The organism is Thiohalocapsa marina, assembly GCF_008632335.1.
Classification (GTDB): domain Bacteria; phylum Pseudomonadota; class Gammaproteobacteria; order Chromatiales; family Chromatiaceae; genus Thiohalocapsa; species Thiohalocapsa marina.
Genome location: NZ_VWXX01000005.1, coordinates 204,786 through 219,031, shown reverse-complemented (window position 1 = coordinate 219,031; position 14,246 = coordinate 204,786). Strand labels below are relative to the sequence as shown.

Sequence of the window (14,246 nt, the reverse complement as noted above, 5' to 3'; positions counted from 1 at the left end):
CCCCCGGGGGGTTGGGCCGCATATACGCGCGCCGGTCTCCACCACCCAGTCCTCGCCCCGGACTGCGCCGGATTCGATGACCGCGTAGGCGCCGCCGCGGCACCCCGTATCCAGGGCGGCGCCGTCCTCGATGATCGCGGTGGCGTGGATGCGATCGCTCATTAGTGCCGGAAGTGACGCATGCCCGTGAACACCATCGCCATGCCATGCTCGTTGGCGGCGGCGATGACCTCTTCATCGCGCATGGACCCGCCCGGCTGGATCACCGCCGCGATGCCGTTGTCGGCGGCCTGATCGATGCCGTCGCGGAAGGGGAAGAAGGCATCGGAGGCCATCACCGCCCCGTTCACGGTCAGGCCGGCCTGCTCCGCCTTGATGGACGCGATGCGCGCCGAGTTGACCCGGCTCATCTGGCCCGCGCCGACGCCGATGGTCATGCCGTCGCGGCCATAGATGATGGCATTGGATTTGACGAACTTTGCCACCCGCCAGCTGAACAGCAGATCCTGCATCTGTCCGGCGCTGGGGGCCCGGTCGGTCACCACCTTCAGCTCGGCATGCAGGCCGAGGTCCGCATCCTGCACCAGCAGGCCGTCGCGAACACGCTTGAAATCGCTGTAGCCCCTGCGCTCCGTCGGCCAGGCGTCGCAGCACAGCAGGCGCACGTTCTTCTTGGCGGCCACCACCGCAGCGGCGGCATCGCTGACCCCCGGGGCGATGATCACCTCGACGAACTGGCGCTCGACGATGGCGGAGGCCAGATCCGCCTCCAGCGGCTGGTTCAGGGCGATGATGCCGCCGAAGGCGGACTCCGGATCGGTGGAGAAGGCCCGTTCATAGGCCTCCAGCGGGGTATTGCCCAGGGCGACGCCACAGGGGTTGGCATGCTTGACGATGACGCAGGCCGGCCCTTCGGAGAACTGCTTGACGCATTCCAGGGCCGCGTCGGTATCGGCGATGTTGTTGTAGCTGAGTTCCTTGCCCTGCAACTGGCGGGCGCCGGCGACGGAGGCCTCGGTGCGCTCCCGGGCGACGTAGAAGGCCGCCTGCTGATGCGGGTTCTCACCATAGCGCATGGGCTGTTTCTTGCGGAACTGGACATTGTAGGTGCGCGGCAGACCCCGGGCGCGGCTGGCCAGATCGCCGTCGGGGTTGTCCACCAGGCTGCCGAGATAGTTGGCGATGGCACCGTCGTAGGCGGCGGTGTGCTCGAACGCCTTGGCCGCCAGATCGAAGCGGGTGGCATCGGTGACGGCGCCGTCGTGCTGCGCCATCTCGGCGAGCACGCGGTCGTAGTCGGCGGCGTCGACGATCACGGTCACGGCGGCATGGTTCTTGGCCGCGGCGCGCAGCAGGGTCGGACCACCGATATCGATGTTCTCGATGGCGCTGGCCAGATCGCAGTCCGGTCGTGCCACGGTCTGCTCGAACGGATACAGGTTCACAACCACCAGGTCGATGGGCTTGATCTCGTTCTCGCGCATCACCGTCTCGTCCTGCCCGCGACGGCCGAGGATGCCGCCGTGGATGCGTGGATGCAGGGTCTTGACGCGACCGCCCATGATCTCAGGAAAGCCGGTGTGGTCCGACACCTCCTTCACCGGGATGCCGGCCTCGGTGAGCAGCTTGGAGGTGCCGCCGGTGGAGAGGATCTCCACTCCGCGCTCGCTCAGCGCGCGGGCGAACGGGGCCAGGTCGGACTTGTCGGATACGCTGATGAGCGCGCGGCGAATGGCATGCATGCTGGGGATTACTCCTGGCACGGGCGGTCGCGGCGGCGCAGGGCCGCGACGCGCGGATGGATCTCGAGGAATTTTACGCCGGCCGACGCGGCCGGTGGCGTCAGCAATCGAAAAAGGTCTTCATCTTCTTGCGCAGGGTACCCCGGCTGATACCGAGCATGCGCGCGGCGACAGTCTGGTTGTTGTCGGCGCATTCCAGCACGGTCTCGATCAGCGGCCGCTCCACTTCCTCGAGCACCAGCTGGTAGAGGTCTTCCACCGCATGGCCGTGCATGTGGGAGAGATAGCAGCGCAGGGCGCCGCGCACGCATTCCCGGAGCGGCTCGTCGCGGTCCGCCCACTGTACCGTCAGACCCTGTTCAGCACTCCGTTCAGCGACTCGATCAGCTTCAGGCCAGGGCCCCAGCGCGGCGACTGAGGACGTGGATGCGGAACACGACCTGGATGCCGATTTCGCTGTTGCTCCTGGACCCGGTGCCGCAACCGATCCGGAGCCTGGTTCGGAACCTGATCCGGTACTACGCCTGACCCGCGCCACCGCACTCATACGGCACCGCCTTCCGGCGCAGGCCGGTCTGCGAAGAACGCCGCCACGACGTCGAGCTGCCGACGGGCATCTTCGATGCGCTTGATGTGCGCAAGGAACTGGCTGGTGTCCGGGTGTTCGGTCCGCATGGGGGTCTCGTCTTCCGATCCGGTCTCTGTGGAATACCCGGTTCCCGTCGGGTCCTTGGCTCGGCCCCCTGACGGGCAAACGGGCTGGCGCCAAGTCCTACTCCCGGTCTGGCTCCCGGGCGGGGCGTGGTACCACATGATGTGTTTTCTCGCAATCCGCACGCCCCGGCGCTCGCCGTACTGGGCGTGGATGGCCTGCAGGTGGGCGATCAGGGTCTCGCGGATCAGGGCCGGCGGCGGTGGCGACGCCAGCTCTCCGCTGGTCAGAAAGTGCGCCATCTCCCGGAAGACCCAGGGCCGACCCAATGCACCGCGGCCGACCATGACCGCGTCGGCGCCAGTATAGTCCAGGGCGTGCCGAGCCTCCAGTGGGGTCAGAATATCGCCGTTGACCACCAGTGGAAGCGTCGTTTGCGAGCGGACGGCTCGCAGGCTGTCGAATTCCGCCCGGCCGCTGTAGCCGCAGGCCCGGGTCCGACCATGCACCGCCAGCAGGGCGATACCCGACTCCTGCGCAAGGTATGCAATACGTGCAAGATTCCTTGTCTCCGGCGACCACCCGGTACGGGTCTTCAGGGTCACCGGCACCGGCACGGCATCCACCACCGCCTGCAGGATGCGCTGTACCAGCGACTCGTCGCGCAACAGCGCGGAGCCGGCGGCCGCCTTGCAGACCTTCTTTGCCGGGCAGCCCATGTTGATGTCGATGATGTCGGCGCCCTGGTCGACGCAGCGACGGGCCATGTCCGCCATCTGCATCGGCTCCGAGCCGGCAATCTGCACGGCGATGGGCCCGGGTTCGTCGCGGTGATCGGTGCGTTCGGCACTCTTGCGGGTGCCGCGCAGGGCGGGATTGGCGGACAGCATCTCTGAAACCGCAAGCCCGGCGCCGAACGCCCGGCAGAGGTGGCGAAACGGCCGGTCGGTGATGCCTGCCATCGGCGCCAGCAGCAGGTTGTTCTCGAGCCGCAACGGACCGATCTGCAATGGCCGCAACAACTGCGACGGCGATACCCGGTAGGCCGTCCCTGTCTCTGTGCCGGTCTGGGCGCCCATGTGGGCCCACGTCTCGGCTTCGCCGCGCCGCGTCAAGGGCTCAGCCGATGGCCGGTCAGCAGCGCCCAGTCGTCCTGGATCACCGGCGGTTCCATCAGGAAGCCGTCGCGATAGGCATCGGCAACGCCGGCCGCCTGATGCGACAGGACACCGGACAGACCGATCACGGCGCCGGGGGCGGCCAGGGCGGTCAGGGTCGGTGCCAGTTCCACCAGCGGGCCGGCGAGGATGTTGGCGACGATGACGTCGGCACGGATTGCGGGCATCGCCTCCGGACGCGCGATGACCAGGCGCTCCAGCACGCCGTTGGCAATGGCATTGTCGACGGTCGCGTCCAGCGCCTGGGGATCATGGTCGACGGCGATGGCCTGGCGCGCACCGAGCTTGAGCGCGGCAATGGCCAGGATGCCGGAGCCGCAGCCGTAATCCAGCACCACCCGATCCGTCAGCGCCAGGCCATCGAGCCAGCCCAGGCAGAGCGCTGTGGTGGGATGATGCCCGGTGCCAAAGGCGAGCCCCGGATCGAGGTCGATGCAGATCGGTTCCGGCGGCTCGCTCGCCGCGTCTGCTCCCGGGTCCGGATCAGGATCCGGCCCCAGCGCCGGGCGTTGTCCCTGGGGGCAGACCCAGAGACGGCGGCCGAAGCGCTGCGGCCCCAGGTCCTGGAGCCAGACCCGCTCCCAGGGCTGGTCCTCAAGCCGGGAGATCCAGGCCGGGGCCAGGGACTGCGGGCCGAGCTGAGCCGCCGCCTGCTCGGCGAGCAGGCTGCCGTTGGCATCGTCCTGGTAGAGAGCGGTGATCCGCACGCGCCGCCACAGCGGCGTGGCATTGGGCAAGGGCTCCAGGATCGGTTCCGGCACGGGGTCGTCGGCGGCGTCGTCGATGGTCACTGCCAGTGCGCCGCCGTTCTCCAGCGCCGCTTCGATCAGCGGCGCCTGCTCGCGCTCCACCACCAGTTCCAGTTGCAGCCAGGCCATGGGTGTCGCATTCATGTGCTCACATGCCCAGCTTCTTTTCCAGGTAGTGGATGTTGGCGCCGCCCTGCTGGAACGCCGCGTCCTTGACGATGTCCCGCTGCAAAGGGATATTGGTGTGGATGCCCTCGATGACGGTCTCGCGCAGGGCGTTGCACATGCGCGCCAGGGCTGCATTGCGGTCCTCGCCGTGGGCGATCAGCTTGCCGATCATGGAGTCGTAGTAGGGCGGCACCACGTACCCGGAGTAGATGTGGGTATCCAGCCGGATGCCGGGGCCGCCCGGGGCATGAAAGTCCTCGATGCGGCCGGGACTGGGCATGAAGGTCTCCGGATGCTCGGCGTTCAGGCGGCATTCGATGGCATGGCCGCGCAGCACGATGTCGTCTTGGGTGTAACGCAACGGCTGACCGGAGGCCACCAGGATCTGCTCCTTGATGATGTCCACCCCGGTGATCATCTCGGTGACCGGATGCTCCACCTGCACACGGGTGTTCATTTCGATAAAGTAGAACTCGCCGTCCTGGTACAGGAACTCGAAGGTGCCCACGCCGCGATAGCCGATCTGACGGCAGGCCTCGGCACAGCGTTCGCCAATGAAGCGGCGTTGCTCCGGCGTGATGCCCGGCGCCGGCGCCTCTTCCACCACCTTCTGGTGGCGCCGCTGCATGGAGCAGTCGCGCTCGCCCAGATGGATGGCGTTGCCCTGGGTGTCCGCCAGCACCTGGAACTCCACGTGGCGTGGGTTCTCCAGGTACTTTTCCATGTAGACGGTATCGTTGCCGAAGGCGGCGCCGGCCTCGGCCTTGGTCAGCGAGATGGCGTTCAGCAGCGTGGCATCGGAATGCACCACACGCATGCCCCGGCCGCCGCCGCCGCCGGCAGCCTTGATGATCACCGGATAACCGATCTGGCGGGCCAGTTCCAGCGTGCGCTTGGTGTTGTGATCCAGCGGGCCGTCCGAGCCCGGCACGCAGGGCACGCCAGCCTCCTTCATGGCCCTGATGGCGGACACCTTGTCGCCCATCAGGCGAATGGTGTCGGGCCTGGGGCCGATGAAGATGAAGCCGGACCGCTCCACACGCTCGGCGAAATCGGCGTTCTCTGACAGGAAACCGTAGCCCGGGTGGATGGCCACGGTATCGGTCACCTCGGCGGCGCTGATGATGGCCGGGATGTGGAGATAGCTGTCGCGGGACGGCGCCGGGCCGATGCAGACCGACTCGTCGGCGAGCAGCACGTGTTTCAGGTCGCGGTCGGCATCGGAATGCACGGCCACGGTCTTGATGCCGAGTTCGCGACAGGCGCGCTGGATGCGCAGTGCGATCTCGCCACGGTTGGCGATGAGGACCTTCTCGATCATTCGATGACAAACAGCGGCTGGTTGTACTCGACCGGCTGGCCGTTCTCGACCAGGATGCGTTTCACCACACCGGCGCGTTCGCACTCGATCTGGTTCAGGATCTTCATGGCCTCGATGATACAGAGGGTGTCGCCGACCTTCACCTCGGAGCCGTCCTCGACGAACGGCTTGCTGCCGGGGGAGGGCGAGCGATAGAAGGTGCCGACCATGGGCGAGCGCACCAGATTGGCGTCATCGGGCTCCGGCGCCGACGCGGCTGCCGGGGCGACGGCTGGGGCTGCAGCCGGCGTGGTCAGGGCCGCGGCCGGCCCCTGCATCAGCAGCTGTGGCGCGGCGCTGCCATGGCGGCTGATGCGCACCGATTCCTCGCCCTCGTGGATCTCGATTTCGGCGACATTGGATTCTTCGAGCAGCTCGATGAGCTTCTTGACCTTGCGGATGTCCATGACGGGTCTCGTTCTGTAAGGCGGTTGTCTGCGTTGCCCCGGCGCGGGCCGGACCGTGTCAGCCCAGCCGCTGCATGGCCGCTGTCAGTGCCAGTTCATAGCCGATGGCCCCGAGCCCGCTGATGGTGCCCGCGGCAATGTCCGAGAAGTACGAGTGGGCGCGAAACGGCTCGCGCGCATGCACGTTGGACAGATGGACCTCGATGAACGGCAGACGCACGGCAAGCAGGGCGTCGCGTAGCGCGATGCTGGTATGGGTGTATCCAGCGGGATTGATGATGGCGAAGGCGACCCCGTCTTCCGGGGCGCGCTGCACCCTGTCGATCAGCTCATGTTCGGCATTGCTCTGCACGAACCTGAGCTGGTGTCCGGCGGCCTCGGCCATGCTGACCAGCCGCCCGGCGATGGTATCGAGGGTGTCGTGTCCGTACTTGTCCGGCTCACGACGCCCAAGCAGGTTCAGGTTCGGGCCGTTGAGGCAAAGCAGTCTGGCCATGGCGGACCCCGTCGAACCTCGTGTGAGTCTGGGTGTGAATCTGGCGTACCCTGCAGGCGGCAGCCAATAGAGGCCGAGCGCCTGAACTTCGTCGGCGAATCGTTGCGATCACGCACGAACTGGCAGGAACCTGCCGCTAATCTTTGGAGTGAATAGGGTAAGGGATTGGGGCCGGATTTTCCAAACGGTTTTTTGCCCCATCGCCACGCGCGGGCTTCGGAATGCCTCGCGCTCAGGGTAACGCTCAGCCCGCATCCCGCGACAGCAGCGGCAGGATGTGCTGCTCGATCTCCTGGCGGCGAATCTCGCCGGTATGGCTGAACACGGGCGTGCCCCGACGGTCGAACACCGCCGTGAAGGGCAGCCCGCTGGTGCGATTGCCCAGGCGCCGTGACGCCTCGATGGCGTCCGCATCGCCGAGCAGCACCGGGTAGCCGACGTCCTGCTGCTGCAGGAAGCGGGCAACCGCATCCAGCCGGTCGATGGCGATGCCGATCACCTGCAGGCGCTCTGCGCCGACCTCCGCCTGCAGCGCCGCCAGCACAGGCATCTCCCGCAGGCAGGGCGGACACCAGGTGGCCCAGTAGTTGAGCACCACCACCTTGCCGGCCCATTCACCCAGGGCCACCTGGCGTCCGCTCAGGTCCGCCAGTCGCAGGTCCGGCAGCGCGGTGGCATGCTTGCCGTGCTGCTGCAGGCCGATGGTGTCGGCACCGCGCTCCGCCAGCCAGTGCTCGCTGAACAGCGCGATGGCGATGCTCAGGGTCCCGGCCAGCACAGTGACGATGACCACCTTGGCCAGATTCATGGCATCGCCTCGCGCCGGGATGCGCCGAGGGCTGTGGCGACCTGGGTCATTGCGCCGCCTCGCGCAGATGCGCCGCGAACGCCTCCGCCGGCACGAAGCCCACCAGCCGGTAGCCGCGCATCTCCTCGCCGTCACGATCGAAGAACAGCATCGCCGGCGGGCCGGGCAGGCCGAAACGCTCCTGCATCAGGGCCTTGTCCTCGGCGTCGTTGGCGGTCACGTCAGCCTGCAGCAGCACGAAGGCCTGCATGGCGCTGGCGACCGCCGGATCCGGGAAGGTATAGCGCTCCATCTCCTTGCAGGACACACACCAGTCGGCGTAGAAGTCCAGCATCACCGGCTTGCCGGCGGCGCTGGCCGCGGCCAGCTCCCGCTCAAGGTCCGCCACGGTCTTGATGCGCCGGAACTCCGCATGGGCCGCTGACGCGCCACCGCCACTGGCTGGCATCAGCCCACGCAGGGGTTGCACGGTATCGCGCCCGCCGGCGGCGGCGCCGACGATCATCAGCGCCCCGTAGAGCAGCAACGCCAGGCCCAGGGACTTCCACAGCTTGCGCCAGCCGCTCGCGGCGGGGTCCAGGCTGGTGGTGGCGCCCAGGTAGACGCCGGAGGCGATCAGCAGCAGACCCCACAGCAGCATGGCCACCGCGGCGGGCAACACCCGCTCGACCAGCAGGATGGCCACTGCCAGCAGCAGCACGCCGAACACCGCTTTTACCGCGTCCATCCAGCCACCGGCGCGGGGCAGCAGCTTGCCGGCGGAGGTGCCGATGACCAGCAAGGGCGCGCCCATGCCGAGACCGAGCCCGAGCAGGGCGAAGAAGCCGAGCACCGCATCGCCGGTCTGGCCGATGAAGATCAGGGCCCCCATCAGCGGCGGCGCGACGCAGGGGCCGACGATCAGGGCCGAGAGCGCGCCCATGATGGCCGCGCCGATCAGGGTGCCGCCCTCCTGCCGGTTGCTGATCTCCGTCAGCCGGGTCTGTACGCTGCTGGGCAGTTGCAGGTCGTAGAAGCCGAACATGGACAGCGCCAGCGCCACGAACACGCCGGCAAACACCGTCAGCACCCAGGGGTTCTGGAACGTGGCCTGCAGGTTGGCGCCGAACAGCCCGGCGATGACGCCAACCACGGCATAGGTCAGCGCCATGGCCAGCACATAGGCCAGCGACAGCATGAACGCCTTGCGGGTGGTGATGGTGGAACCCTGGCCGGCGATGATGCCGGACAGGATCGGGATCATCGGGAATACGCAGGGCGTGAACGCAAGCAGCAGGCCGAGCCCGAAGAAGATGGCCACGGCGCCGATCACGCCGGCATTGGCCAGCCGGGCGGCGATCTGGTCCTGCTCAGAGACCCGTTCGTCGGCACCGGATGGGGCATCCGATGCGTCACCAGACACAGTGGCTGCCGCGCCGGTTGCATCCGCCGACGCCAGCGCCACGGTCTCCAGCACGACGGTTTCAGGCGCCGCCGGCAGTTCCAGCGCGACACGCTCGGTCACCGGCGGGTAGCAGATCCCCCGTTCGGCACAGCCCTGGAATGCGGCCACCAGCGTGATGCCGGTGGGTTCGGCCCGGCTGCGCAACAGCGGCAGATCAAGGCTGATGTCGCCTTGGTAGATGGCCACGTCGCCAATGCTGCCATCCGGTCGCACGGTGTCCGGCTTGATCTCCGCCGCGGGCAGTTCGAACCGGCCCAGCCGGACGCCGCCGGCATCCTCCAGCGTCAGGGTGATCTTCTCCTGATACAGGTAGGTCCCCGGGGCGATCTGCCAGTGCAGTGACACGCGGTCCGGCGCCGCCACCTCCGCGGCGAAGCGGAATGCCTCCTCCGCCGGCAGGATGTCGTCTTCCAGACCGAGGCCCAGGGACGCGTTCCCTGGTTGCTTGAACGACGGGGCAAGGGATCGGGCAAGCGACTGGGGCTGTGTCGCCTGTCCGGATGATGCCGGGGAGGGCAGCTGTGCCGCCGCCAGCGTGGGCAGTTCCAGCAGGATCACCTGCTTCTGCGGTGGATAGCAGAGCCCGGCATCGGCGCAACCCTGGGAGGTGGCCTCGAGCTCGATGACCCGGCCCGCATCGGCGCTGCGGGTCACCGGCACGCGGGCCTCGACCCGGTCACGATAGATCTCCACGGCGCCGAAGAACGCGTCCTGCCGGGTCTCTGCCGGCGGCAGCGCAGCTGTTCCGGTTTCCATGCCCGGTGTCTTGCTGGCGAAGCGGAACTTGCTCTTGTACATGTAGTAGCCGGGCTCGATGTCCCAGCGCACCAGCACCCCGTCGCCCGCGTCGGCATTGCCGTCAAGCGCCTCGCCGGAGATGCGGAACGCCTGGTCCGGCTGCAGGAATTCCTCTTCTGCGACGGCGCCGGTCGCCGTCAGCAGGGCCAGGATGAACAGGGGGACGCACAGGCCGAGGGCGACGAGGCGACCCGCATCACGGCGCTTGCGCCCGGCCGTCCTGTCGTCCGTTCCGGTCGATTGGTGGTCTGTTGCCATCATTGTTGTACTCTCGTGCATTGACGGACCCACTCCAGGTAGGCATCGTGACCGTCGACAGCCGGGGGCGCGATCACCTCCGGCACGTCGTACGGATGCTCAAACAGGATCTGCTCGACGAGCTCGGCCATCCGCTCGTCAGTCGTCTTGATCAGCAGCTGGACTTCCTCTTCCTTCTCGATGACGTCCTGCCACCGATAAACTGACATCACGCCGGGCAGGATGTTCACGCAGGCAGCCAGCCGCCGCGCCACCAGCGACTCGGCGATGGATTCGGCAACGTCCTGATCGGGGCAGGTGCAGAGAACGACGCGGACGGCTTCGGACATGGTGGCGGCCCCGGCATGCAGGCGTGGTCACAGAGTTGGTACAGGGCGCATAGGGTACCGGAATCGGCGGCGATGCGGGGCCGCATTTGAGGCCAATCTTCAACGCGAAGCGCAACCGGAATTGAAACCGGCATGTCCGGACAGACCTTCTGGTTTTGGACGTCCCGCCACCATCGACGGGGCCGTGGCTGAGCGAGAAACCCATCATGCTGCCCGTGCTGATCATCTTTGTCTGTACCCCCCTGATCGAACTCTACTTCCTGATCCAGGTCGGCGATGTCATCGGCGCCCTGCCGACCATCGCCTTGTCGCTGTTCACCGCCGCCCTGGGCGGCTACCTGGTGCGCATGCAGGGGATCGCGGTGCTGATGCGGGTGCGCGACTTGCTCGACCGCAACCAGATGCCCGCGCTTGAATTGCTCGACGGCGCCGTGCTGCTGCTGTGCGGCTTCGCGCTGCTGCTGCCGGGATTCGTCACCGATGCCGTCGGCTTCCTGCTGCTGGTGCCGCCGCTGCGCCACGCCCTGATCCGGCGCTACTTTCAGGTGGTTCCGGCGGGGCACGCCGTGCATCCGGGGCATGACGAACCACGGGTGATCGAAGGCGATTATCGCCGCGAAGACTGACGGCCGTCCGGCCGTGCCCGAGCCTTCAGACCGCTCTTGACCTCGAGGGACGTCGACCACGCTCCCCACGACGGCCTGCCAGCCTCTCTGAGCGCGCCCTGTCCGCCTCCGATCTCTTCGCTGGGTCCCTTGCATCGCTGCAGGAAAACCGAGTCACGGCAAGCCTGCTGCCCCTTGACACACGCGCTTTCGGGTCTATTATTAGCACTCGCAAAACATGAGTGCTAACACCAGCGCCGAGACCTGGTGGGGCACAGATCATTCAGTCCACGACATCTGAGGGGAAACACCCATGAACATCCGTCCCTTGCATGACCGCGTCGTCGTCCGTCGCATGGAAGAGGAGCGCACCTCCGCCGGCGGCATCGTGATCCCGGATTCCGCCACCGAGAAGCCGATCCAGGGCGAGGTCATCGCCGTTGGCAACGGCAAGATCATGGACAACGGTGATCAGCGCGCACTCGACGTCAAGGTCGGCGACCGCGTCCTGTTCGGCAAGTATTCCGGCACCGAGGTGAAGCTGGATGGCGAAGAGGTCCTGGTGATGCGCGAAGACGACATCATGGGCGTCATCGAGGGCTGAACCCGCACCGGAACCTCACCCAGGCCTGTCCGGCCAGATGCAAGTTAAAACCAGTTTTCGCAAGGTACTCACACGATGACCGCAAAAGAAGTCAAGTTTTCCTCTGACGCCCGCAACCGCATGATGGAGGGCGTCAACGTCCTGGCCAACGCCGTCAAGGTCACCCTGGGCCCCAAGGGTCGCAACGTGGTGCTGGAGAAGTCCTTCGGCGCGCCGACCGTCACCAAGGACGGCGTCTCCGTGGCCAAGGAGATCGAACTCAAGGACAAGTTCGAGAACATGGGCGCGCAGATGGTCAAGGAGGTCGCTTCCCAGACCTCCGACATCGCCGGTGACGGCACCACCACCGCCACCGTGCTGGCCCAGGCCATGGTCCGCGAAGGTCTGAAGGCCGTTGCTGCCGGCATGAACCCGATGGATCTGAAGCGCGGCATGGACAAGGCCCTGACTGCCGCCATCGACGAGCTGAAGAATCTGTCCAAGCCCTGCTCCGACAACAAGGAGATCGCCCAGGTCGGCACCATCTCCGCCAACTCTGACGAGTCCATCGGCGAGATCATCGCCGAGGCCATGGAGAAGGTCGGCAAGGAAGGCGTCATCACCGTCGAGGAAGGCAAGTCGCTGCACAACGAGCTCGACGTGGTCGAGGGCATGCAGTTCGACCGCGGCTACCTGTCGCCTTACTTCATCAACAACCAGCAGAGCCAGACCGCCGAGCTGGAAGATCCCTTCATCCTGCTGCATGACAAGAAGATCTCCAACATCCGCGAGCTGCTGCCGGTGCTGGAGGCGGTCGCCAAGGCCGGTCGTCCGCTGCTGATCGTTGCCGAGGACATCGAGGGCGAGGCCCTGGCCACGCTGGTCGTCAACAGCATCCGCGGCATCATCAAGGTCTGCGCCGTCAAGGCACCGGGCTTCGGTGACCGTCGCAAGGCCATGCTGCAGGACATCGCCATCCTGACCGGCGGCACCGTGATTGCCGAGGAAGTCGGTCTGTCGCTGGAGAAGGCCACCCTGAACGAGCTGGGTTCGGCCAAGAAGGTGCAGATCAGCAAGGACGAGACCACCATCATCGACGGTGCCGGCTCCGACAGCGAGATCAAGGGCCGCTGCGACCAGATCCGTGCCCAGGTCGAGGAGACCACCTCCGACTACGACCGTGAGAAGCTGCAGGAGCGTCTGGCCAAGCTGGCTGGCGGTGTGGCCGTGATCAAGGTCGGTGCCGCGACCGAGGTCGAGATGAAGGAGAAGAAGGCCCGTGTCGAGGATGCACTGCATGCGACCCGTGCTGCGGTGGAAGAGGGCATCGTCCCCGGTGGTGGCGTCGCGCTGGTGCGCGCCCTGACCAACATCAAGGGCCTGACCGGCGGCAATCACGATCAAGACGTCGGTATCGCCATCGCCCTGCGCGCCATGGAAGAGCCGCTGCGTCAGATCGTCACCAACGCCGGCGATGAGGCCTCCGTGGTGCTGCACAAGGTCGCAGACGGCGAGGGCAACTTCGGCTACAACGCCGCCACCGGCGAGTACGGTGACATGGTCGGCATGGGTATCCTGGATCCCACCAAGGTCACCCGCACTGCGCTGCAGAACGCCTGCTCCGTGGCCGGCCTGATGATCACCACCGAGGCCATGGTGGCTGAGGAGCCCAAGGACGAGGCGGCAGCCCCGGCCGGCGGCATGGGTGGCATGGGCGACATGGGCGGCATGGGCATGATGTAAGGGCCTGCTGTCGACCGCCTGACCAGCAACGCCTTGGCGCGCAGGTCCGGCATCGCCTCGAAAAACCCCGCTTTGCGGGGTTTTTTGTGCATGGAAAATCTGAACGGACAAATCTGACCGAACGACCTAACCACAGGAGCAATGCATACATGCGTCTGAAAGTCTGGGATCTACCCACACGCCTGTTCCACTGGCTGCTTTTCCTGGCCGTAACCGCGGCCCTGCTCACTGGCCTGCAGGGCGGCAACTGGATGGTCTGGCATGGCCGGATCGGCCTGCTGATCCTGGGTCTGCTGGTGTTTCGTCTGGTCTGGGGCGTACTCGGCTCGACCTACGCCCGCTTTGCGCAGTTCGTGCCGACCCCGGGCCGGCTGCTGGACTATGTCCAAGGTCGCTGGCGGGGCGTCGGCCACAATCCCCTCGGCGCCCTGTCGGTCCTGGCGCTGCTGGCCGTGCTGCTCTGGCAGAGCGTCAGCGGCCTGTTCGCCAACGACGACATCGCCTTCAACGGCCCGCTGTATCCGCTGGTCAGCCGCGCCACCAGCGACTGGCTGACCAGCTGGCATCGCCAGGCGCTGTGGCCCATCGTCGGCCTGGTCACGCTGCACATCCTGGCGATCCTGTTCTACGCCGTGCTGCGCGGCAAGAACCTGGTGCGGCCGATGCTGACCGGCTGGACCGAAGCCGACGACCCAGGGATGCGTTCGGCCCGTGGCGGCAAGCTGTGGGCGCTACTGCTCGCCGTGATCCTGGCCGGCTTTGCCGTCTGGCTGGCCGATGGCGGGCTGCTGACGCCAGCCGCGCCACCGCCGCCCCAAAGTCTGCCGGCCTGGTAGGGCGCCAGAGGCAGCATCAGCACCCTCTGCCGGCTCCGCTCCGGCGCACGTTCAGATTCAATTCAGCTTGCTTCGCTACCCTCTGATCGG

General features: G+C 66.8%; 14 protein-coding genes. 4 read left to right on the top strand and 10 right to left on the bottom strand.

Annotated elements, in window-relative coordinates; translation table 11 throughout:
- Window positions 1–161: 161 nt before the first annotated feature.
- The 10 genes from purH to cutA all read right to left on the bottom strand — a co-directional run bounded on the left by purH (window position 162) and on the right by cutA (window position 10,389).
- Window positions 162–1,742, bottom strand: a complete 1,581-nt coding sequence (gene purH, locus F2Q65_RS06140) for a bifunctional phosphoribosylaminoimidazolecarboxamide formyltransferase/IMP cyclohydrolase (protein WP_150091452.1) — start codon at window positions 1,740–1,742, stop codon at window positions 162–164.
- 100 nt (window positions 1,743–1,842) lie between these two features.
- Window positions 1,843–2,049: a helix-turn-helix domain-containing protein gene (locus tag F2Q65_RS19890; RefSeq protein WP_246156007.1), complete on the bottom strand. Its 207-nt coding sequence runs from the start codon at window positions 2,047–2,049 to the stop codon at window positions 1,843–1,845.
- Window positions 2,050–2,285: 236 nt separating this feature from the next.
- The gene (gene dusB, locus F2Q65_RS06130; RefSeq protein ID WP_211353965.1) at window positions 2,286–3,473 is read right to left on the bottom strand and encodes a tRNA dihydrouridine synthase DusB; all 1,188 of its coding nucleotides are present in this window, start codon (window positions 3,471–3,473) and stop codon (window positions 2,286–2,288) included.
- 32 nt (window positions 3,474–3,505) lie between these two features.
- Complete coding sequence (gene prmA, locus F2Q65_RS06125; RefSeq protein ID WP_246156005.1) at window positions 3,506–4,465, bottom strand: 50S ribosomal protein L11 methyltransferase; 960 nt, start codon at window positions 4,463–4,465, stop codon at window positions 3,506–3,508.
- Window positions 4,466–4,469: 4 nt separating this feature from the next.
- Window positions 4,470–5,810 (bottom strand): acetyl-CoA carboxylase biotin carboxylase subunit, encoded by a 1,341-nt coding sequence (accC, locus tag F2Q65_RS06120; protein WP_150091448.1) that lies wholly within the window; start codon window positions 5,808–5,810, stop codon window positions 4,470–4,472.
- Window positions 5,807–6,256, bottom strand: coding sequence for an acetyl-CoA carboxylase biotin carboxyl carrier protein (accB, locus tag F2Q65_RS06115; protein ID WP_150091446.1), 450 nt, complete (start codon window positions 6,254–6,256; stop codon window positions 5,807–5,809). Before accB ends, accC begins: the two co-directional genes overlap by 4 nt.
- A 58-nt stretch (window positions 6,257–6,314) precedes the next feature.
- Entirely contained in the window at window positions 6,315–6,752 is a 438-nt protein-coding gene (gene aroQ / locus F2Q65_RS06110; protein WP_150091444.1) for a type II 3-dehydroquinate dehydratase, read from the bottom strand.
- Between the two features lie 244 nt (window positions 6,753–6,996).
- On the bottom strand, window positions 6,997–7,560 hold the full coding sequence (locus F2Q65_RS06105; protein WP_150091442.1) for a TlpA family protein disulfide reductase: 564 nt from the start codon (window positions 7,558–7,560) through the stop codon (window positions 6,997–6,999).
- A gap of 46 nt (window positions 7,561–7,606) precedes the next feature.
- Window positions 7,607–10,060 carry a protein-disulfide reductase DsbD gene (locus F2Q65_RS06100; protein ID WP_150091440.1) on the bottom strand — a complete coding sequence of 818 codons (2,454 nt, stop codon included), beginning with the start codon at window positions 10,058–10,060 and terminating at the stop codon, window positions 7,607–7,609.
- Window positions 10,060–10,389: a divalent-cation tolerance protein CutA gene (cutA, locus tag F2Q65_RS06095; protein WP_150091439.1), complete on the bottom strand. Its 330-nt coding sequence runs from the start codon at window positions 10,387–10,389 to the stop codon at window positions 10,060–10,062. Before cutA ends, F2Q65_RS06100 begins: the two co-directional genes overlap by 1 nt.
- Before the next feature lie 206 nt (window positions 10,390–10,595).
- Between cutA and F2Q65_RS06090 the strand changes: the two genes are divergently transcribed.
- The 4 genes from F2Q65_RS06090 (at window position 10,596) to F2Q65_RS06075 (ending at window position 14,156) form a co-directional block, all read left to right on the top strand.
- A complete protein-coding gene (locus F2Q65_RS06090; protein WP_150091437.1) occupies window positions 10,596–11,015 on the top strand; it encodes an FxsA family protein in 420 nt (139 codons plus the stop codon).
- 292 nt (window positions 11,016–11,307) lie between these two features.
- Window positions 11,308–11,598, top strand: coding sequence for a co-chaperone GroES (gene groES / locus F2Q65_RS06085; protein ID WP_150091435.1), 291 nt, complete (start codon window positions 11,308–11,310; stop codon window positions 11,596–11,598).
- 75 nt (window positions 11,599–11,673) lie between these two features.
- Window positions 11,674–13,320 carry a chaperonin GroEL gene (gene groL, locus F2Q65_RS06080; protein ID WP_150091433.1) on the top strand — a complete coding sequence of 549 codons (1,647 nt, stop codon included), beginning with the start codon at window positions 11,674–11,676 and terminating at the stop codon, window positions 13,318–13,320.
- A gap of 149 nt (window positions 13,321–13,469) precedes the next feature.
- Window positions 13,470–14,156: a cytochrome b/b6 domain-containing protein gene (locus F2Q65_RS06075; protein WP_150091431.1), complete on the top strand. Its 687-nt coding sequence runs from the start codon at window positions 13,470–13,472 to the stop codon at window positions 14,154–14,156.
- Window positions 14,157–14,246: the final 90 nt, after the last annotated feature.

Bases quoted from the DNA above. Each gene is read 5' to 3' on its own strand.
- purH (WP_150091452.1), bottom strand. From the start codon at position 1,742: ATGCATGCCATTCGCCGCGCGCTCATCAGCGTATCCGACAAGTCCGAC.
- dusB (WP_211353965.1), bottom strand. From the start codon at position 3,473: ATGGGCGCCCAGACCGGCACAGAGACAGGGACGGCCTACCGGGTATCG.
- prmA (WP_246156005.1), bottom strand. From the start codon at position 4,465: ATGAATGCGACACCCATGGCCTGGCTGCAACTGGAACTGGTGGTGGAG.
- accC (WP_150091448.1), bottom strand. From the start codon at position 5,810: ATGATCGAGAAGGTCCTCATCGCCAACCGTGGCGAGATCGCACTGCGC.
- accB (WP_150091446.1), bottom strand. From the start codon at position 6,256: ATGGACATCCGCAAGGTCAAGAAGCTCATCGAGCTGCTCGAAGAATCC.
- aroQ (WP_150091444.1), bottom strand. From the start codon at position 6,752: ATGGCCAGACTGCTTTGCCTCAACGGCCCGAACCTGAACCTGCTTGGG.
- F2Q65_RS06105 (WP_150091442.1), bottom strand. From the start codon at position 7,560: ATGAATCTGGCCAAGGTGGTCATCGTCACTGTGCTGGCCGGGACCCTG.
- F2Q65_RS06100 (WP_150091440.1), bottom strand. From the start codon at position 10,060: ATGGCAACAGACCACCAATCGACCGGAACGGACGACAGGACGGCCGGG.
- cutA (WP_150091439.1), bottom strand. From the start codon at position 10,389: ATGTCCGAAGCCGTCCGCGTCGTTCTCTGCACCTGCCCCGATCAGGAC.
- F2Q65_RS06090 (WP_150091437.1), top strand. From the start codon at position 10,596: ATGCTGCCCGTGCTGATCATCTTTGTCTGTACCCCCCTGATCGAACTC.
- groES (WP_150091435.1), top strand. From the start codon at position 11,308: ATGAACATCCGTCCCTTGCATGACCGCGTCGTCGTCCGTCGCATGGAA.
- groL (WP_150091433.1), top strand. From the start codon at position 11,674: ATGACCGCAAAAGAAGTCAAGTTTTCCTCTGACGCCCGCAACCGCATG.
- F2Q65_RS06075 (WP_150091431.1), top strand. From the start codon at position 13,470: ATGCGTCTGAAAGTCTGGGATCTACCCACACGCCTGTTCCACTGGCTG.